Source organism: Streptomyces sp. NPDC026515 (genome assembly GCF_055567595.1).
In genome coordinates, this window is record NZ_JBVHQD010000029.1 from 77,228 (window position 1) to 95,214 (window position 17,987).

14 protein-coding genes are annotated in these 17,987 nt (G+C 67.0%); 10 read left to right on the forward strand and 4 right to left on the reverse strand.

Translation table 11 applies throughout. The annotated features are described in order from the left end of the window. Positions 1 to 253 precede the first annotated feature (253 nt). Both ACZ4O3_RS39745 and ACZ4O3_RS39750 read left to right on the forward strand, forming a co-directional pair. Positions 254 to 1,657 carry a cytochrome P450 family protein gene (locus tag ACZ4O3_RS39745; RefSeq protein WP_467727116.1) on the forward strand — a complete coding sequence of 468 codons (1,404 nt, stop codon included), beginning with the start codon at positions 254 to 256 and terminating at the stop codon, positions 1,655 to 1,657. Positions 1,658 to 1,946: 289 nt separating this feature from the next. Further along, positions 1,947 to 3,053, forward strand: a complete 1,107-nt coding sequence (locus tag ACZ4O3_RS39750; protein WP_467727118.1) for a sugar ABC transporter substrate-binding protein — start codon at positions 1,947 to 1,949, stop codon at positions 3,051 to 3,053. 61 nt (positions 3,054 to 3,114) lie between these two features. Here the strand turns inward: ACZ4O3_RS39750 and ACZ4O3_RS39755 are convergent, their stop codons facing one another. Further along, positions 3,115 to 4,314 carry a ParB/RepB/Spo0J family partition protein gene (locus ACZ4O3_RS39755; RefSeq protein ID WP_467727119.1) on the reverse strand — a complete coding sequence of 400 codons (1,200 nt, stop codon included), beginning with the start codon at positions 4,312 to 4,314 and terminating at the stop codon, positions 3,115 to 3,117. Further along, positions 4,311 to 5,576 carry a ParA family protein gene (locus ACZ4O3_RS39760; RefSeq protein WP_467727120.1) on the reverse strand — a complete coding sequence of 422 codons (1,266 nt, stop codon included), beginning with the start codon at positions 5,574 to 5,576 and terminating at the stop codon, positions 4,311 to 4,313. Before ACZ4O3_RS39760 ends, ACZ4O3_RS39755 begins: the two co-directional genes overlap by 4 nt. Positions 5,577 to 7,369: 1,793 nt before the next feature. Between ACZ4O3_RS39760 and ACZ4O3_RS39765 the strand changes: the two genes are divergently transcribed. From ACZ4O3_RS39765 to ACZ4O3_RS39795, 7 genes are all read left to right on the forward strand, one after another. Next, on the forward strand, positions 7,370 to 8,383 hold the full coding sequence (locus ACZ4O3_RS39765) for a bifunctional DNA primase/polymerase (protein ID WP_467727144.1): 1,014 nt from the start codon (positions 7,370 to 7,372) through the stop codon (positions 8,381 to 8,383). Beyond that, positions 8,380 to 9,969, forward strand: a complete 1,590-nt coding sequence (locus ACZ4O3_RS39770) for a DNA primase family protein (RefSeq protein ID WP_467727122.1) — start codon at positions 8,380 to 8,382, stop codon at positions 9,967 to 9,969. Before ACZ4O3_RS39765 ends, ACZ4O3_RS39770 begins: the two co-directional genes overlap by 4 nt. A gap of 151 nt (positions 9,970 to 10,120) precedes the next feature. Beyond that, on the forward strand, positions 10,121 to 10,507 hold the full coding sequence (locus ACZ4O3_RS39775; RefSeq protein WP_467727124.1) for a DUF6009 family protein: 387 nt from the start codon (positions 10,121 to 10,123) through the stop codon (positions 10,505 to 10,507). Between the two features lie 851 nt (positions 10,508 to 11,358). Beyond that, on the forward strand, positions 11,359 to 12,450 hold the full coding sequence (locus ACZ4O3_RS39780) for a bifunctional DNA primase/polymerase (RefSeq protein ID WP_467727125.1): 1,092 nt from the start codon (positions 11,359 to 11,361) through the stop codon (positions 12,448 to 12,450). Continuing rightward, complete coding sequence (locus ACZ4O3_RS39785; protein WP_467727127.1) at positions 12,447 to 13,988, forward strand: DNA primase family protein; 1,542 nt, start codon at positions 12,447 to 12,449, stop codon at positions 13,986 to 13,988. The genes ACZ4O3_RS39780 and ACZ4O3_RS39785 overlap by 4 nt, the downstream gene beginning before the upstream one ends. Continuing rightward, positions 13,985 to 14,389: a DUF6009 family protein gene (locus ACZ4O3_RS39790; RefSeq protein WP_467727129.1), complete on the forward strand. Its 405-nt coding sequence runs from the start codon at positions 13,985 to 13,987 to the stop codon at positions 14,387 to 14,389. The genes ACZ4O3_RS39785 and ACZ4O3_RS39790 overlap by 4 nt, the downstream gene beginning before the upstream one ends. A gap of 271 nt (positions 14,390 to 14,660) precedes the next feature. Next, positions 14,661 to 15,023, forward strand: coding sequence for a winged helix-turn-helix transcriptional regulator (locus ACZ4O3_RS39795; protein ID WP_467727131.1), 363 nt, complete (start codon positions 14,661 to 14,663; stop codon positions 15,021 to 15,023). 328 nt (positions 15,024 to 15,351) lie between these two features. Here the strand turns inward: ACZ4O3_RS39795 and ACZ4O3_RS39800 are convergent, their stop codons facing one another. Then, positions 15,352 to 15,549, reverse strand: coding sequence for a TetR/AcrR family transcriptional regulator (locus ACZ4O3_RS39800; protein WP_467727133.1), 198 nt, complete (start codon positions 15,547 to 15,549; stop codon positions 15,352 to 15,354). A gap of 71 nt (positions 15,550 to 15,620) precedes the next feature. Next, positions 15,621 to 16,613: a Fe(II)-2OG oxygenase family protein gene (locus tag ACZ4O3_RS39805; RefSeq protein WP_467727134.1), complete on the reverse strand. Its 993-nt coding sequence runs from the start codon at positions 16,611 to 16,613 to the stop codon at positions 15,621 to 15,623. 320 nt (positions 16,614 to 16,933) lie between these two features. Here ACZ4O3_RS39805 and ACZ4O3_RS39810 point away from each other — a divergent pair, with 320 nt between their 5' ends. Next, on the forward strand, positions 16,934 to 17,551 hold the full coding sequence (locus ACZ4O3_RS39810) for an FMN-dependent NADH-azoreductase (RefSeq protein ID WP_467727136.1): 618 nt from the start codon (positions 16,934 to 16,936) through the stop codon (positions 17,549 to 17,551). Positions 17,552 to 17,987: the final 436 nt, after the last annotated feature.

Genomic DNA, 17,987 nt, shown 5'->3' on the forward strand with positions numbered 1-17,987 from the left:
TCGTGTGTGGTGAAGTCCCTCTTCACTCCGCCACTCTGCACTGCCCGCCCCGAACAGGCAGAGAAAGGTCCCTTCGGGCCGCTGTCCGGCGATCTCCATGTGCTCGGAGCCGATGATGTGGAGGGCTGCGGGGTGACGTCCGGGACCCTGCCGGAACGCGCTGATCGCCTCCCGCACGACTCCGCGACCCGCGCGTACTCGCACGGACGCCCATCGCTCGTCGCGTGGCTCCAGAACCGCATTCGATGGGAACATGGTGACCGACCACTCCCCCTACGTCTCCGACCGTACGCCGTCCGGCTGCCCACTGGGCGGCAACTCCGCCGCGCCGCCGCTGTACGGTGCGGACTTCGCCGCCGATCCGCGCATAACGTATGACTACCTGCGGCGCTTCGGTCCGGTCGCTCCCGTCGAACTCGCTCCGGGCGTAGCGGCCATGCTCGTCACGGACTACGACGCCGCCCTGCAGGTGTTGCGCAGCCCGACGACGTTCGTCAAGGACGCGCGACGCTGGCAGGCGCTGGCCGAGGGCAGAGTACCTTCCGACTCCCCGGTCCTTGCGATGATGGCGTGGAAGCCCTCGTCGCTCTTCGCCGACGGGGAGCACCACCGTCGGCTGCGCACCGCGGTCCGCGAGAGTATCGACCGATTGGATCAGCACACGCTGCGCAGGTATGTCACGTGGAGCGCGGACAAGCTGATCGACGGGTTCGGGCCGGCCGGGCAGGCCGACCTGATGCGTGACTACAGCGTTCTGCTGCCCTTGCGCGTGTTCATCGCGCTGGCAGGCTTTTCCCCGTCCTACGAGGACAACGTTCTTGCGGCGACCTCCGGGGTGATGAACGCGTCCGGCCCCGAGGCGGCTCGCCTGAGCAACGGATTCCTCGGGCATCTGTACGACCTGGTCGCACACAAGCGCCGGCAGCCCGGCGCCGACCTCACGTCCTGGCTGATGGCGCACAAGGCGGGCCTCACCGATGACGAGCTGGTGAGTGAGCTCTACCTTCTCATCGGAGCGGGAGCCCAGCCGGAACAGGCGTTCATCGGCAACGTCCTGCGCCTGCTGCTCGTCGACAGGCGCTTCGCGCGAGACCTGTACAACGGGACCGTAGGCATGGACGAGGCACTGGGCGAAGTGCTGTGGGTCGATCCGCCGATGGCCAACTTCAGCGTGCACTTCGCCGTTCACGACGTACACCTCGGCGGCGTCCTCGTTCCGGCCGGGGTACCCACCCTGATCAGCCATGCGGCCGTCACGGAGCAACTGTCGATGCTTCCGGGACAGCGCATCGGCAACCGCGCGCACCTCGCGTGGGGTGCGGGCCCGCACGCGTGCCCGGTCCAGGACGAGGCACGGATGATCGCCGCCATCGCGGTGGAACGGTTGCTGGACCGGATCCCCGACGTGGCGCTGGCTGTTCACTCCGCCGATCTTCGCTGGCGGCAGGGTCCCTTCGCGCGCTGCCCCGAGTCCCTCCCCGTGTTCTTTCCCCCGGACTCCTCCTCCGTCGCCGCCGAGGACCTCAACCGAAGCGCACCACCCGGCTGGGGACCGGCCCCCGATCATCCTGGAAGGCCGGCCGCAGGCACCGCACAAGGCCCGAACGGCGACTGGCACCGACGGGTCTGGGCGGCCATCTCGGGGAAGGGCGCATGAAATGCCCGTGCGCCGGTGCCCCGTCGACGCACGGCGGTTCGCCTCCTTGTCAGCCCGTTTCGAAGACCGTGGAGGAAGTCCGGAGCGCGCCCCAACGACCGCTGCTCGAAGGATCCGCACGGGGCATGTGGAGGCTGTTCCTTTCTGCCTACAAGGGCAGCTGTTTGCACCATTCTGCCGCACTTGAGTGGATCTTCTTGACGCTGGAAGACGCTGCCGCGTTGGCTTCTCAGCCACTGGGTCTTGCTGCAGCGCCCAGGCCCCGAACGTTTCTGAAATGAGCCCTCGAATGCGTCGTATAGCCATGTCCGTGGCAGCGTCCACGATGACCCTTTCGCTCGCCGGCTGCGGTGCTCTGAACGCATCGCAGGGCACCACGGGGTCAAGGACCGGCAAGAGCGACGACATCACGGTGGGTGTTCTGATGCCCGAGAAGACCAACGTGCGCTACGCGCAGTTCGACTACCCCATTATCAAGAAGAAGGTGGCTGAACTCACCGACAACCGAGGCAAGACGATCTACAACAACGCCGGTTCCGTCACGTCGGTGCAGAACAGCCAGATGCAGAAAATGATCGACGAGAGAGTCGACGTCATCCTGCTCGACGCGGTCGACTCGCACCTGATCGCTCCTATGGTGAAAAAGGCAGAGGCAGCGGGTATTCCGGTCATCGCGTACGACCGTCTGGCCGAGGGTCCGATCGACGCGTACATCTCCTTCGACAACGAGTTCGTCGGGGAGGTGCAGGCCCGTTCGCTCCTTGAGGCAGTCGACTCGGGTTCCGACACGACGCCGAAGGTCGTGATGGTGAACGGCTCCCCCACCGACCCGAACGCCAAGCTGTTCAAGACGGGCGCGCTGTCAGAGCTGTCCGGCACGGTGACGATCGTCAAGGAGTACGACACCGACGGATACAGCCCCAAGCTGGCGCAATCCGAGATGACCGATGCCATCAAGGCGATCGGCAAGGACAACATCACCGCGGTCTACTCGGCGAACGACGCGATGGCCGGCGGCATCGTGAAGGCCCTGGAGCACGCCGGCGTGACCAAGTTCCCGCCGATCACCGGGCAGGACGCCGAGCTGACCGCGGTCCAGCGCATTGTGACCGGCGAGCAGTACATGACGGTCTACAAGCCCTACGCGGATGAGGCCGAAGCCGCTGCCCAGGCCGCCGTGATGAAGGTCCAGGGCAAGAACATCCAATTCGACGCGCTCACCCAAGGCCGGGTCAACAGCCCGACCAACAAGAACGTCCCCGCGCAACTCGTGTCCGTGATCTCCCTGACCCGGAACAACATCAAGTCCACGGTGGTCGCGGACGGCCTCTACACCGTGGACCAGATCTGCACGGCCAAGTTCCGCGCTGCTTGCGATGCGATCGGCCTGAAGTAGCGACACCGGCTTGATACGCGCGAAGTCCCCTGCCGCGAGCGGCAGGGGACTTCGCAATGCTTCACTGCGCTTGGGACGTGCTGTCCGAGTCCCGTTGAGCCTGGTGGTTGTTCAGGATGCGCAGCATCTCGTCGAACTCCGTGTCGCTCATCTTGCGAATGAGATGCCAGGCGAGGAACGAGCCGTCGTGGTAAGGCAGATCCGGCAGCGCATCCTCCTCCCCACCGGAGCTGGAGATACTGGGCGCACTGTCGCTTCGTGGATCCGGAACGACGTCAGCCGGACGGGGCCTTTTCGGACCGGCTTCCAACGCCCGGGCCTCGGGCGGGGTGTTCGTGATTACGGCGTAATCACTCGTGCTTGTCCTCCGCGCTTCCTGACGGACACCGTCGTAGCTACCGCCATCACCGTCCGACGTCTTACGTGCAGGCTCAGCGGCGTGCACGGGCTCGGGCACGGGCTCGGGCACGGGGACGGGCGCCGGTACCGGAGTAAGTACCGGCGCAGGCTCTGGTTCAGTTCGTTCCGGTTGCTTCTGGGAGGCCTTCGCGCTCTCCGCGGCAGCGCGCTGCTCCTTGAGCACCTGAAGAGCAGCCGCCTGTTCCGCGACGGGTTTGCTGCCGACTGCACGCAGCAGCTCGATCGGCTCCTCACCAATGCGCTCCTGAAGTTCAGGAGCGAGGCTGAGCAACGCCAGCCTCTGGGACACCCAACCCTGGGAGCGGTGCAGCTGCTTGGCTAGAGCGCGCTGGCTGCCGTACACGTTCAGAAGTCGCTGCAGAGCCCGAGCCTCGTCGATCTCGCTGAGGTCGTTGCGCATGATGTTCGCGATCAGCGCCGACTGCAGAAGCTCTTCGGCGTTGTTGCCCTGCTCGTCGCTGACCATGACCGCCACGGTCTCCAAGCCGGCTTCGCGCGCTGCGGCGAGGCGGCTGCTGCCGTCGATGACGACATAGGCGGTGTCGGGTTCGAGGTCGGCTTCGCGCTCAGGGTTGGCCCTGAGGTAGGCATCTCGGTTCATCACCGTGATGGCCTGCTTCTGCCCGTGGGTCTTCAGGCTGCCCGCGAGGTCTGTCAGGTCACCGAGGTGAGAGCGGGGGTTGTCGGGGTTCGGACTGATGCGCGACGGAGGCAGCTGCGCCGGAGGTGCCACGCCGTCGGTGGGAACACCTGTGGCGGCTGCGACTGCCTGGCGGCGTGCGCTGACAGGGCGCACTCCCCCACCGAACCGGCCGGCGCCGAGCTGGTCGGCCTTGCTCACAGCACCTCCCGTGCGAGTGCGCGCATGCCGACCGCCTGCTGGGACTTGGGCGCGTACGACAACAGGGGTTGCTTCACTCGGACTGCTTCCTTCTGTTCCTTGAGGTCACCGATGAGGCCCACGACCCGCGGATCCTTTATGTCGACCCATCCCTGCAAGGAGGAAGTCGCGATGTATCCCCGGCGCGAGTCATACAGGTTGACGACGATACCGAGATAGTCGATGTCGACCTGGAGGTCGCCCCGCAGATCGTCGATCTGGGTGGTGAGGAGGTCGTAGGCGTCCGCCGAACTGTCCTCTGCCTGGACGACGATGAGAGCCCCGGACTGACCGGTCTTCTCCCCTTCGCGGCGCCGACCGTAGTAGGCGGCCGCGTCCATGCTGAGGCCGAGACTGGGCGGACAGTCGACGATGATTACGTCGTAATCAGCTTCGAGCGGTGCGAGCGCTCGCTCCAGTGCGGCTTCCCGGGCACGTACCGCAGAAAGGCGGACGTCGAGCAGGAAGGCGTCGTTGCAGGCAGGCAGAAGATGCAACCGGTCCCCGAAGTGCTCCTCGTCGACCGAGAGGATCAGGTCGCGGAGATCGCCCTTCGGGTCCCCTGCCATGTGGTTGGTGAGACTGTCGCCGTTCATCGGTAGCGGCGTTCCACCGAGTTGGTTGGTGAGGTGGCACTGAGGGTCGAAGTCCACCAGAAGGATCCGCAGACCCGGACCGGGCAGGTTCTCGATCTCGAGCGGGTTGTCGTCCGGCTCCGTCTCATCGCCGTGCGTCTCACTCGCACGGACGGCCTTGGTGAGAGCCTTCGCCACGCGCACGGAGTGAAGGGTGTTGGCGTCTTCGGCGAGCGCTTCTCCGAGGCCGGCGGTGATCGCCGTCTTGCCCACTCCGCCCTTCTGGTTGCAGACGATGATCCGACGCGTGACCTCGGGCCGCGCCACGTCCGGTGTGGGGTTGGAGTCGAGCCAGAGCTGAACGGACTGAGCGAGCCCTTGGATGAGTGACACGCGACGATCGACCACGATCTCGCGGAACTGCTCCCACTGACCGGAAGGAAGGAATGTGGAGAAGGAGTCGGCGCCGGAGGTGTCGACATTGGCCGTGGCGGAAGCCAGGCCACACCAGTCGCTGATGCCCTGCTCGACCGCGGTCTGGATCTCGATGCCGTGCTGCGCGGCTCTGACCTTGAGGGCTTGCCGGAGCCATGCCGGCAGCTTGGAGACGACCTTCTCGCGGTCGCTGGACGTAGCTGGCGAAGTCATGGAAGACACCATACTAACGTTGGCGACCAAGAGGTGCGCCGACACGTTAGTTAGACCAAGTCCGTTGCTTCGATGGAGTTTCCGAGGTGATTACGCCGTAATCACTCAAGCGGCAGCCTCTCGCAGGAACCAGCACATATCTCACCTTCCAACCGTCAGGTTGCCGGGCTGAACCAGGGTCTTGCTCCGGTCTGTCGAGGACTCGACGCCATTGCGGGCGATCCGGTGCGGCCCGGCCCGGGCCCGCTCCGTCGCCACCCTGCAAACCACCGATAGTCGGTAGGCCAGGCGGGGGCGAACACTGGTAGCGGCTATCGCATGCGCGGCCTGATGTGGTCACGGACGAGCGATGCCTGTGGTGATTACGGCGTAATCACCACAGGCCGAGTTGAGCTGCCGGGGGAGTGACATCAGACGATCAGTTGGCGGTGCTTGATTACAGGGACTTGCCGACAGGACAGCTGGACGCCGATGGGCAGGCTCCGGGGACTCACGCTTCAGCAACGAGTTCGGCCGCGGCCCCATACGCCAGCCGTGCCTCGTCCGTCCTTCCAGCCGGACGAGCACTGTCACGTTCCGTCTTTCGAAGCTGCCGCACCAAAGCCCGAACGTAGGTCTGCAGGCTGAGGAGCTGCGTGGGTGTGTGGCAGTTGGGCAGTACGGCTTTGATCTCGTCCAGCCAGTACGTGGCTTCGTCGCCGTCATCAAGTCCTGCCCGGTGTTCTACAAGCCGCTGGGCTACGGGCTCCACCAGGGCGTGCCGGCGAGTGGCCTCTGCTGTTGCACGCCGCTCGTGCCAGTGCTCGTCGTTCCGCTCCGAGTGCCGCTTCCGGAGTACGTCGTAACGGCTCTTCCTCCTGCGCGGTGTCCGTGATGGCGGAAGCCCGCAGGTGTAACGCCTTGTTGTAGGGGGCGCTCGGAGCCCTCCCCGCGAGAGCGGGTGCCAGGTCCGGCCACTCACCGGCGGCTCTCCCGGCATCCTCCACCGCCCTTTGCTGGTGGATGTCAGCCCGCTCGCGGGGGTACTCCCAGAGCTGGGCCCTGGCAAGCGCCGAAGTTCGTCGGGCTTCCTCACCCCCCAGTGCGTCCGAGTTGGCCTCCAGATACGGCAGCGCCCCGTACAGCTCCTCATCCGCGGGCATCCGCTCCAGATCCAGCAACGGCCTCGGCAAGCACATCGACCCGCTCACACCTCAGGTGAAACGGACCGTGCCTCACGGGTCTGAACGGGACTGAAAGAGTCCCGTTCAGACCCGTGCCGTAAAAGCCCAGGTCAGAGCAAGTTTATTCGCCGGGCACGGGACTGACGGGACTGACCTCGGTAGTTATTGCCATGATGCGCGTGTGCATGCGCGCCCGTGAACACAACACTGCAGGTCAGGTAGGACACACCGCTACTCAGCTGATAACTCCCGCACTCAGTCCCGTCAGTCCCGTCGAGTGCGGGATAAGGTGCTTTGACCTGCGTTTATGTGGCCGGGACTGAAACGGGACCGAACTGCGAGCCTCAGTCCCGGGGCGACACCACCGCCGGCCCGGAGGGACTGACGGGACTGAACTTTCGACACGCTCGACGCACCGGCCTGCCGCGTCACAGGGGTGCGCTAATCTTCAGTTCCGCATGCCGTAAATCTCAGTCCCGTCAGTCCCGTCAGCTCCGCCTCGCAAGGACTGACCAGGCACAGCCCTCAGGACTGACGCAGCCTCCAGCCAGAGATCGACAAGGACGCCAAGTGTCACGCCACGATGCGACATCCTCGGTCGCCCCCGCGGGGACAGCGGAGCCGCACGCCGTGGCCCGCTGGTGTGCAGCACAGGGGTGGCCGGTGCATCCGTTGGCTCCTTGGCACAAGACTCCGGCGGCGAACTGCGAGCAGTGCCGCGAAGACCGACATGCGGCCAGTTCCTGCCCCTGCCCCGCCGCCGGCCGGTGGTGCCATGGTTTCCACGCGGCCACGACGTCCGCCGCGCAGATCGATGCCTGGTGGACGGCCCAACCCCGCTTCGGCGTCGGGGTTTCCTGCGGGCCGGCCGACTTGGTGGTCATCGATGTAGACGCACACGCCACAGACGTTCCCGACCGCTCGCGTCTGCTTCCGGGTATCCCCATTGGCCCCGAGGTCACGCTCACGGGGCTTGCCACCGGCTTCGACACCCTCGCGCTCCTTGCAGCACTGCGTGGCGAACCGAGCCCGGCGGACGACGCCCGCACGCTCCGGGTGCACACCCCCTCAGGCGGTCTGCACATCTGGTACCGCAATCCTGATCCGGATACCCGCTACCGTTCCTCGGTCGGTTCGAGCGCGAAGACGGCGCTGGCGTGGCAGGTAGACGTACGGGCCGACGGGGGATACATCGTCGCGCCGACCACCCGCACGACCGCCGGTACGTACATGCCGGTCGGGGAGGCACGTCACCCTGCCCCGCTCCCGCGATGGCTGGCAGCCGATCTGGCGCGCACCGGCCATGTCCCGGCCGAGAGGGCTCGCCGGCCCGTGCCGGCACTGCCGAGGGCGAGGCGAGCGCCCAAGCGAGCCGGACGCCTTCTGGAGCCCCTGCTGGAAGACGTCCGCGCATGTGGGCTCGTCGTGGAGGGAGCCGGTTTCACGGAGAAGCTCAACAGGGCGGCCTACACCGCCGGCGGCTTGGTGCAGGGTGGGCACGTCACCGAGGCCGAAGTTCGTGAACAGCTGCTGGAGGCAGCCGTCCACGCCAGGCCCCACCTGGAACAGCGCAGTCAGTCGATCATCAACTCCGCACTGTCCGCCGGCGCTCAGCGCCCGTTCCATCCCCGAGGACGCTCATGAGCAACGCCGAGCACGTCCCCTTCGACGCGGTGCTGGCTGCCGAGCAGATCCACCAGCAGGCTCTCGACTTCGGTCCGATGAGCCAGCTGAGTCAGCCTGCGCTTCCGGCCCAGCAGAGCGGGAGTGTCGGTACGGCGGCTGCGGAATCGGGGGCGTTCCCGGACGAGTTGACGGACCGGGGCAACGCGAAGCTGTTCGCCCGTATGTACAACGATCGTTTCCGTCATGTCGAGGGCCTGGGCTGGTTCACCTGGGACCAGTACCGGTGGCGGCGCACCGGTGGGGAGAAGGCGGCGATCTGGGCGGCCGGCGACATGGCGGAGCAGATGCCCGAGACCGATCCCCGCGGGAAGTTCAGTGACGGCAAGCTGGAGGCCCACCGCCGCCGCACGCAGTCCACGTCGGGAGTCAAGGCGCTCCTGCAGCAGGCGCAGGCGGCCCCCGGACTGAGCCTGGACCCGGACGTTCTCGACGGGGACATCTACGTCCTGTGCACGCCCACCGGCGTAGTCGACCTCAGGACCGGTGAACTGCGCAAACCCAACCCCCTGGTGGACATGCATTCACGTGCCACCTCGGTCGGCCCGCAGAAGATGTCCATCCCTCGCTGGGAGAGCTTCCTGCGCGACACTTTCGGGGACGACGAGAAGGGGCTCGAGACCACTCGCTTCCTGCACCTGCTGCTGGGCTACTCCGTCACCGGTGACGTCGGTGCGCAGGTGCTGCCGTTCCTCTACGGATCGGGAGCCAACGGCAAGTCCGTCCTGCTGGACGTCATGATGCAGATTCTCGGCGATTACGCGAACGCCGCCCCACCCGGCTTCCTCATGGAAAAGGGCAAGTTCACCGAGCACTCCACGGAGCTGACGGAACTGCACGGCCGGCGAATCGTGGTCTGCAGCGAGCTCAAGCCCAACGACAAGTTCAACGAAGCCCGTGTCAAGCTGCTCACCGGTGGTGACGCCATCACGGCACGGCGCATGAGGCAGAACTTCTTCACCTTCACGCCGACGCACAAGCTGTGGCTGCTCGGCAATCACCGCCCCGAGGTGGGCACCGGAGGGTACGCGTTCTGGCGCCGTATGCGACTGATTCCGTTTGAACGGAAGGTCCCTGACGAGCGCAAGATCGACAATCTGGCCGCCGAGCTCGTCCGGGACGAGGGACCGGGCATTCTGCAGTGGCTGATCGAGGGGGCCCAGGGCTATCTGTCCTCGCGTGAACCCCTGAACGGGCCCTCGTCCGTCCGTCTGGCGACCGAGGCGTACGAGAAGACCGAGGATCACATCGGGCGCTTCATCACCGAACGTTGCGTCGTGGGCCATGGCGGACGACGCAACGCGGACCTGCGGGTCGAGCAGAAGCTCCTGTACGAGACCTATGTGCGCTGGTGCGGAGAGGAAAGCATCCGCCCGGCCACGAGCCGTACGTTCGCCGGCCGTATCCGCCAGGAGGTCGGGCTGTCCTCGCCCACCGAAATGATCAAGAACAACGACAAGAAGCTCTATCCCGGTATCGCGCTGCGTGCCGACGGGGATGGCCCCGGGGCAGGCGACCACGGGCACGGACAGGGGGAGCGGCTGTGATGAACGCTCAAGCTCTGGGGTACGTGTACTGCTGCCCGTACCATGTAGTACGCCACGCCGACCAGAGTCCACCGTGGTGCCACGGGTCGAGCAACACGAACGCCCACGCCGACCGGGCAACGGGCGACAGGAACCAGGAGGGTCTGCGGCCATGAGCTCGATGCTGCAAGACAGCCAGCTCACCGGTGAAGCAGAAGTGGTGTGGCTGGAGAGCCCGGAGAACCTGGACTACGTGCGCCAGGCCCTGGACAAGGTGAACAGCCGGCGGGGTAAGCCCCGCTACGACCGAGACGGACGTCTTGTCGGTTACACCAACCTCGCTCAGGACGCCGAACGCGACCCCGACAGCGGTCTGTTCGCCCGGCGGACCTTCTTCCTGCTGCCTCATGACCGGGACAGCGATCCGACCGGGGATTACGAGGTGGGCGCTCCCGGTGAGGCCATCGACCCCAGGACCATCAAACCGGGCAAGGTCGGCGCGAAGACTCCGCGTTCGCAGCGTGGTCGCGCGGCGGACATAGCAGCGGCCGGGGCCTGACGCCGCTGGGCGTCGGCTGAAGTCTGCGGGGCCCCTCAGCACCACCCGACCTCCTGAGACCGAGCTCGAAACAGCACGGATCTACAGGGGACGGGCTTCTCACGTCCTGCGCGCCACCACTATTTCGATGCCGGCCCAGACCTGGGCCGGTCGTTCCGCGGTATCGCTGCCGGAGACGCCGACGAGTGGTTACGCCGATCGATAGCGGCGTCGCCATTCGGCGAGCGCATCTTCGGACTTCAGTCGTTTCGGTCGCTCGGTCAGCCGGTGCCGAGGTGAATGGTCGGAAAACATCGGCAAAAAGGGCACTCGTAGTCGGTGTACCGCTTTGCCTCTTAGAGTCGGGGATCTGCCCGACAGGGCAGTGTCGCACGTCCCGCCGTGGCGGGCTCGGGCCGTCGGTCACTCGGGTCGCTGAGCTTCGGTAGCTAGTGAACATGCAGGTCAGAAGAGTGAGACAAGCCGAACAGCGACTGAAGCGACTCTGGTTCCGGTATATGTCCACGTTCGGGGATGTGCGTGTGCGCGTCATACATTGGACCCAGAGTCGCTTGGGTCGCTGGGCAGATCCCTGAATGCCCTATGACCTGGGATTTTTCTCAGCGACTGTACGTTCAGCGACTCGACGCGGGAGCCGCTGGGCGGGGGTCGGTCGCTGAGGCTCTCCAGGTTTGAGGCTCGAGGCGATCCGGACGGGTCCTCGGCTACGTTGTGTTGACCCGTTCTGGAAGTTGAGTCGCTTCGGTCGCTCCGAGAGTCAGCACTACCGACTGACCTGGACTTTTTCATTGGAAATGATCTTCGGTGGGTCTTACGGAAACAGCGACCGAACGAGGTGAGGTGCTCCGCGCATGGCCGATGACGACCGGCACGCCGAACGGCGTTTCGACATGCTGAGCATCGCCCACTGGTGTGCCGCCCAGGGCTGGCCGGTGTTCCCGCTGGCTCCTGCGCGCGAGACCGCCGCGCCGGACTGCTCCTTTTGTCAGCGGAGAGCCCACAGCCCTGTGAACTGTCCCTGCAACGCGGAGGGTCTGTGGTGCCACGCCTCCGACACGGCCACGACGGATCGGGGTCGCGTCGAAGCCTGGTGGTCGGGCAACCCGCACTCCGGCGTCGGGGTGGCCTGCGGCCCCGCGGGGCTCGTGGTCCTGGACGTCAAGGCCCACACCACGCCAGTGCCAGGCAGGGACAGACTCCTTCCGGGCATAGAGATCCACGACAGGGTCGACCTCGCCGGTCTCCAGCACGGTTTCCATACGCTCGCACTGCTGGCCGCGCTCCGCGAAAAGCCGGATCCCGCGGACGACGAACACACACTGAGGGTGCGGACCCCCTCGGGTGGCCTGCACATCTGGTACCGCGCCGACGACAGACGCCAGTTCCGCTGTTCGACAGGTTCAGGCCCTGCCCGCGCGCTGGCCTGGCAGGTCGCCGTCCGAGCCGCTGGGGGATACGTCGTCGCTCCCGGTACCACCTCCGAGGCGGGCACCTACCTGCCGATCGGCCCGGTGAGAGCCCCTCGGAGGCTGCCGGAGTGGCTGGCCGTCGAGCTGACCCGCACCGGTCATCTGGACCAGCCTCAGCAGCGTTGTGGCCCCCGCCTGCGCGTCCTTCCGCAGCGCGCCCGGCAGGCCGTCATCGCGGCAGCCGGTGACCGCGGCCGGGCGGCGCAGATCCTGGAGTCCGTGCTCCGTGAGGTGATCGCCTGTGTCGCGGTCTGCGAGGACACGGGATTCACCGACAGACTCAGCCGGGCCGCCTACACCGCGGGCGGGCTGGCCGCCGGCGGCTACGCCACCGTCAGCGACTTGGAGCGTGTACTCAAAGGAGCGGCGGACTACGCCCGGCCCGGCCAGGAGAGGCGTTCGACCCAGATCATCCGGAGCGGGCTCGAGGCCGGCACCCGGCGGCCGCTGCACATCGAAGGACACCTCGCATGACCCCGCCCGCCAGCGGCCCGGGCGCCTTCGACCCGGCAGCCGCAGCGCAACAGATCCTTCAAGGCGCGATCCAGCAGGTCCTCACGATCCCGGGCGTCCCCACACCAGCCGTGGCCCCCTCGCCCTCGCCTCATCAGACGGCCACACCCGCGGGGCTGCTGCCGGACTCCCTCAGTGACCGCGGCAACGCCAAACTGTTCGTGCAGCTCTACGGCCGCGACTACCGCCATGTTCCCGGCCTGGGCTGGTACCGGTGGGCGGGACACCGTTGGCAGTTGGACGAGGAGGAAACGGTTCTGTGGGCGGTGGGGGAGATGGCCGAGGCCATCGCCGTCACCGATCCGACCGGCGTGTACACCACGGCCGAGCTGCGTCGGCACCGGCGGCGCGCACTGTCCACATCAGGGATGAACGCGCTGCTCATGCAGGCGAAGGCATCCCCGGGCATGGTGATGAACGCCGCGCTCCTGGACGCCGATCCTTATGCCCTGTGCACACCCGAGGGCGTCGTGGACCTGCGCAGCGGCGCCCTCCTGGCCCCCGACCCGGCCACCCAGCACCACTCCCGGTCGACCACGGTCGCACCGCACGCCATGCCCACCCCACGCTGGCAGCGGTTCCTCGACGACACGTTCGGCACCGATGCCGAAGGACGCCGTACCGCCGACTTCCTGCACCTGCTGCTGGGGTATTCCATCTCAGGAGACGTCGGGGCCCAGGTGATGCCGTTCCTGTACGGGCAGGGCAAGAACGGAAAGAGCGTGCTCCTGGACGTGATGCTGCAGCTCATGGGCGACTACGCCGACGCGGCTCCGCCCGGCTTCCTGATGGCGAAGGTCTTCGAGGGGCACCCCACCGACCTCGCCGAACTGCACGGGCGACGCATCATCGTCTGCTCCGAGCTCAAGCCCGGCGATCGCTTCGACGAGGCCCGGGTCAAACTTCTGACCGGGGGCGACAAGCTCAAGGCCCGGCGTATGCGGCAGGACTTCTTCTCTTTCCACCCGACGCACAAGCTGTGGCTGTTGGGGAACCACCGTCCCGAGGTCAACACCGGAGGCTTCGCCTTCTGGCGTCGGATGCGCCTGATTCCCTTCGAACAGGTGGTATCCGAGGAACGAAAGATCGACAACCTGGCGAGTGTTCTGGTGCGGGAGGAGGGGCCGGGCATTCTTGCCTGGCTGGTCGACGGCGCCCGGCGCTACTTCGCGGGCGACAAGGACCTGGCGGGGCCGGTCCGGGTCCAGGTCGCCACGACGGCATACGCCGAGACCGAGGACCACGTGGGCAGATTTCTGACGGAGTCCTGCAAGATCGAGGACAGCATGAGAGCCGAGCAGGCGCAGTTGTACGGCGCGTACACTCGCTGGTGCGGTTTCGAAGGCGCCAACCCTGTCTCTGCCCGCGCGTTCGCCGCTCGGGTGCGCGAGGCGTTGGGAATGGCCTCACCAAAAGACATGGTCCTGTCCAATTCGCGAAAGTACTATCCGGGCATCGGCCTGGTTACCGACCCGGATATCGAGGAGCGGCAGCCGTGAGCGCGTTGATCGACCCCGAAGAGATCGCCTACGAGACCGAACTCGTGTGGCTTGAGGATCCGACGCTGCTCGACTATGTGCGCCAATCCCTGGACCGACTGCCCTCGCGCCGTGGGAAGCCCGCTTACTACCGTGACGGGCGTATGGTCGGGTATGCGATTCTCGGCAAGGACGCCAAACCGTCCCGGGCGTCCGGTACGTTCCGGCGCCGGGTGTTCTGGCTGCTGCCGCACGATCGTGATCAGCAGCCACAGGGGCTGTACGAGACAGGAGCGCCGTCCGAGGCGATCGATCCCCGCACCGTCGCTCCGGGCGTCAAGGGCTACAAGACGGAACGGTCCGAGGGCGGCCCCGCGTCACCGGCGATGATCGCGCTCGGCATAGTGCTACCCGCTGATTGAGAGCCGTTCATCTGAGGAACGATCTCGATCCACGGTACCCGGCGGTATTTGTCCGCCCTTTCGGACCTTCACCTCCGCCCCGACGTGCATGGCTGGACGCCCAGTCTTGATCGGCACCGCTTGAACGTGGGTAATGTGACCCGGCCTCGCTTTCACAAGCGGATCGGTGCCATCTTGCTCTGCAGACACACCTTCTGAGCGCTTCGGGTGGAATCTGGAGATCATTTCTGTCGTGGATGGGCTTGTCGCCCGGAGGGTCGCTCGATGTGGCGTGAGTTCGAGAGTCAGAACAATTGATGGCCGGGCCCCCCGCGTTTCCGCGATCGCCGATGCGCTGCAGGTTGTCGGGGACCGATGGAGTCTGCTGGTCATCAGGGAACTGACCTTCGGCACTCACCGGTTCAGCGAGATACAGGCCAACACCGGCGTGCCGACGGCCACGCTGTCCGAGCGGCTGCGCAAGCTGGAGAAGTCCGGTGTCATCGCGCGCCGACGGTACTCCGAACATCCCAGACGTTACGAGTACGTACTGACACCGGTGGGGGACGATCTGAGGCCCGTCCTGGCGGCGCTCGGCGACTGGGGCGCTCGACATGTCACCCGTGCGCGTGCGGCGGGCGCCGAGGATCTGTAGCGAGGCCTCCCTTTCAGGCGCTGCCGCCGGCCGGACACCTGGGGCGTGCAGCTGGTGTGCCGCGAAGGCCCGCGGGTCTTGGCCAACCGGGCGGGCCGCCCGCCGACCCGCGGCTCCGGCGCCAGTGCCGCGACGGCGTCTACCGGCACCTCGCGGAACCAGGCGCGGTGCCGCAGCACCGTCTGGTGGATCGCGCTCTCGGGGTCGGGTTACTCGGCGGCCGCGTTGATGAACGGGCAGCCGCGAAAGCCCGACCGCCACACCTCGTCGCCGATGCCGTACGCCACCGTGGCGAGGAAGTCGGCGGGGGAGGAGATCTGGGGCAGCCCTAGGCGAGCACCAGGTCGTCCTTGCCGTGGAGGTGCCGGTGGAAAGTCCCTCGCGCCACATCGGCCTCGGCCATGGCGCGATCCACTCCGACCCCGCGGATGCCCTCACCGTAAAAGAGCCGGCTCGCGGTGCCCAGCAGCCGGTCGCGGGCCGCGGAGCGGCGAACCGGGCCCGACACTTCCTCTGTCGTCGACATGGCGTCCGGCAGACAACGGTCTGTCTCCTTTGCGTCCGGCACGCGGTGTGAGGTGGGCGTTGGCCTCGGGTTCAGCCGAGATCCGCCACCAGGGGTGCGTGACCGTATCCGTATTCCTCCGCCTCCGCGGTCGGACGACGTCGGGCGCCGTGCGGGCTGTGGACGAGGGCGCGCTTCAACCACTGGTCGCTGCCATGGCGTCGTGCGGAGATCAGTGCACCGCCGAGCGCGACGGCGTCGTTCTCGACCACGAGGACGTCACCGGCGCCAAGGTTGCAGTGCAAGGCCGCGTCGGCCAGAGCATCGGCCAGGTGTCCGTAGGCCCGGCTGAATTCCGGCGAGGCGTCTTGCAAGGGAGTGCGGCCGGGGTCGAATCGCATCATCAGGCCCTCGTCGGTCGACCACAGGACGGGAACGGGCGTCGGTCGGTCGACGAAGCGGGCGGGCGCACGGTCCGAGCCGGGATATACCGGCAGGTGAGGGCGCATGAGGGTATCGAGGTCGTCTTCGTCCAGCGAGACGTGCCGGATGCTGGCCACCGGCATCGGGACGGCGTCGCGATTGCGCATGCACGCGATGAGCAGCAGGTGGGCCCGCTGCGGGTGGAAGGCATCCTCGGTGCGGAGCATGTCGAGGCGGGCGCCGGCGGCCGCTCCCCGCCGGGCGTTGTGGCGCGCGGAGGGCAGGAGATTGTGGACGAAGCGGCCCTCCTGGCGGTCGGGGAACGCCATCGGTCGCCCGAGCGCCGTGGAGAGCAGGAGGACGAGCACGTCCCAGAGCTCGTCGCCGTGTGCCTTCGTCCAGTGCTCGGGAGTGGCTCCCAGCGCTACGTCGTCCACGTGGAAGACGCCACGGAGGATGGTCAGCCCCGACGGGGACGAACCATTGCCGAGCTTGGCGGCCAAGGATGCCGGCAGCCAGGCCAGGGCCCGTCGCAAGGAGTGGTGGACGGGTGGGCCCAGGGTGGATCCGGCATCGGGGAGCACGGTTCTGGCGGCGCGGACGAGCAGGTCGCGTTCCGAGTCGTCGAAGTCCCTGAACACCACTGCGGCAGCGTGAGGCATGGCCGTCCTTCGTTCTCGGGGTCAGCGCGAAATGCCGCTTCGATGCGGTTGCGGGCGCCCGTACGAAGAGCCTATGGAAAGTTACCCGCCGTTACTTCGGCCGGAGCGACGGACGGGGAAAACCGGGGAAAACCGCCGGCACCGCTGCCCTTTCGGGCACGCGTCCGGCGCTCGTTCTTCACCCGGGGCAGGTGATTGAAGTCTCATTAATTGAAAGTTGAAGCAATTTCCCGCAGGCTGGCGTTGGAGCCGGTCGGGTGATCGCGCTACGGCCGTTCCGAAAATGGATTGAACGCTACAGAAAGAACAAGGGCAACCTCATGACACACCTGCTGCACATCGACTCCAGCGCCCGTGGCGAAGGCTCCGCGAGCCGACGGCTGTCCGCCGAGTACGTCCGGGCCTGGCAGGCCCGTAACCCGCAGGGCACTGTCGCCTACCGCGACCTTGCCGTCGACACCCCTGACTTCGTCTCGCCTGAGTGGATCACCGGTGTCTTCGGCCCTGCCGAGGCCGCGACCGACGGGACGAAGGCGGCCGTGGCCGCGTCCGAGGCCCTGATCCGCGAGATCGAGGAGGCCGACGTCCTGGTGCTCGGCGTGCCGATGTACAACTTCGGCGTCCCGGCCACCTTCAAGGCATGGATCGACCAGGTGGTCATGGGCGGCAGGACCTTCGCCTTCGGCGAGAACGGCCCCGAGGGTCTGCTGAGGGGCAAGAAGGCCGTCGTCCTGCGGGCGTCGGGGAGCGACTTCGACAACCCCGCCTTCGCGCCGATGGACTTCCACGCTCCCTACATCCGCGGCGTTCTCGGCTGGATCGGCATCACGGACGTGGAGTTCATCGCGGTCAACGGATACACCCCGGAGCAGGTCGAAGCCGCCATCCGGGAGGCGGGCGAGGCCATCACCGCCCACGCCGGGTCGGCGGCCGCCTGATCGCCGGCCGCGGCATCGTGCCGGCCGGAACGGCTCCGTGCTGGCACCGTGGCCCCGAATCGGACCGGTCTTGCGCCGAACGCCGAGGTGCCTGGTCGCCGTCCGCGCCCTGGAGGGCACGGACGGCGGGCTGCCGCCGACGACGGTGCTGATGCCGCTGTCCTCGTTCGTCCGGCGGGCCGGGCCGGCCCGCCGGCGGCGGGCCGGAGTGCTGTACCCACGGCGCGCTCACGGTTCCGCCACCGGAGGGTGGCTCGGTCCGCCGCGGCAGTGCACGAGCCGTCGGGGCGCCCACCGTTCGACGTACCCCGCGTCACCGCAAGGTGCCTATAGCTGAGCTCACTTGGTGGCGTAGACGGCGGTGTAGCCGCCGATGAGGGGGCGGGCCTCGACCTTGGCGAAGCCGGTGTCCTGGAGCCACTGGGTGGCGTCGGCG

Excerpts from the sequence above, each read along its gene's own strand:
- ACZ4O3_RS39745 (WP_467727116.1), top strand. The coding sequence starts at position 254 with ATGGTGACCGACCACTCCCCCTACGTCTCCGACCGTACGCCGTCCGGC.
- ACZ4O3_RS39750 (WP_467727118.1), top strand. The coding sequence starts at position 1,947 with ATGCGTCGTATAGCCATGTCCGTGGCAGCGTCCACGATGACCCTTTCG.
- ACZ4O3_RS39760 (WP_467727120.1), bottom strand. The coding sequence starts at position 5,576 with ATGACTTCGCCAGCTACGTCCAGCGACCGCGAGAAGGTCGTCTCCAAG.
- ACZ4O3_RS39770 (WP_467727122.1), top strand. The coding sequence starts at position 8,380 with ATGAGCAACGCCGAGCACGTCCCCTTCGACGCGGTGCTGGCTGCCGAG.
- ACZ4O3_RS39775 (WP_467727124.1), top strand. The coding sequence starts at position 10,121 with ATGAGCTCGATGCTGCAAGACAGCCAGCTCACCGGTGAAGCAGAAGTG.
- ACZ4O3_RS39780 (WP_467727125.1), top strand. The coding sequence starts at position 11,359 with ATGGCCGATGACGACCGGCACGCCGAACGGCGTTTCGACATGCTGAGC.
- ACZ4O3_RS39785 (WP_467727127.1), top strand. The coding sequence starts at position 12,447 with ATGACCCCGCCCGCCAGCGGCCCGGGCGCCTTCGACCCGGCAGCCGCA.
- ACZ4O3_RS39800 (WP_467727133.1), bottom strand. The coding sequence starts at position 15,549 with ATGTCGACGACAGAGGAAGTGTCGGGCCCGGTTCGCCGCTCCGCGGCC.
- ACZ4O3_RS39805 (WP_467727134.1), bottom strand. The coding sequence starts at position 16,613 with ATGCCTCACGCTGCCGCAGTGGTGTTCAGGGACTTCGACGACTCGGAA.
- ACZ4O3_RS39810 (WP_467727136.1), top strand. The coding sequence starts at position 16,934 with ATGACACACCTGCTGCACATCGACTCCAGCGCCCGTGGCGAAGGCTCC.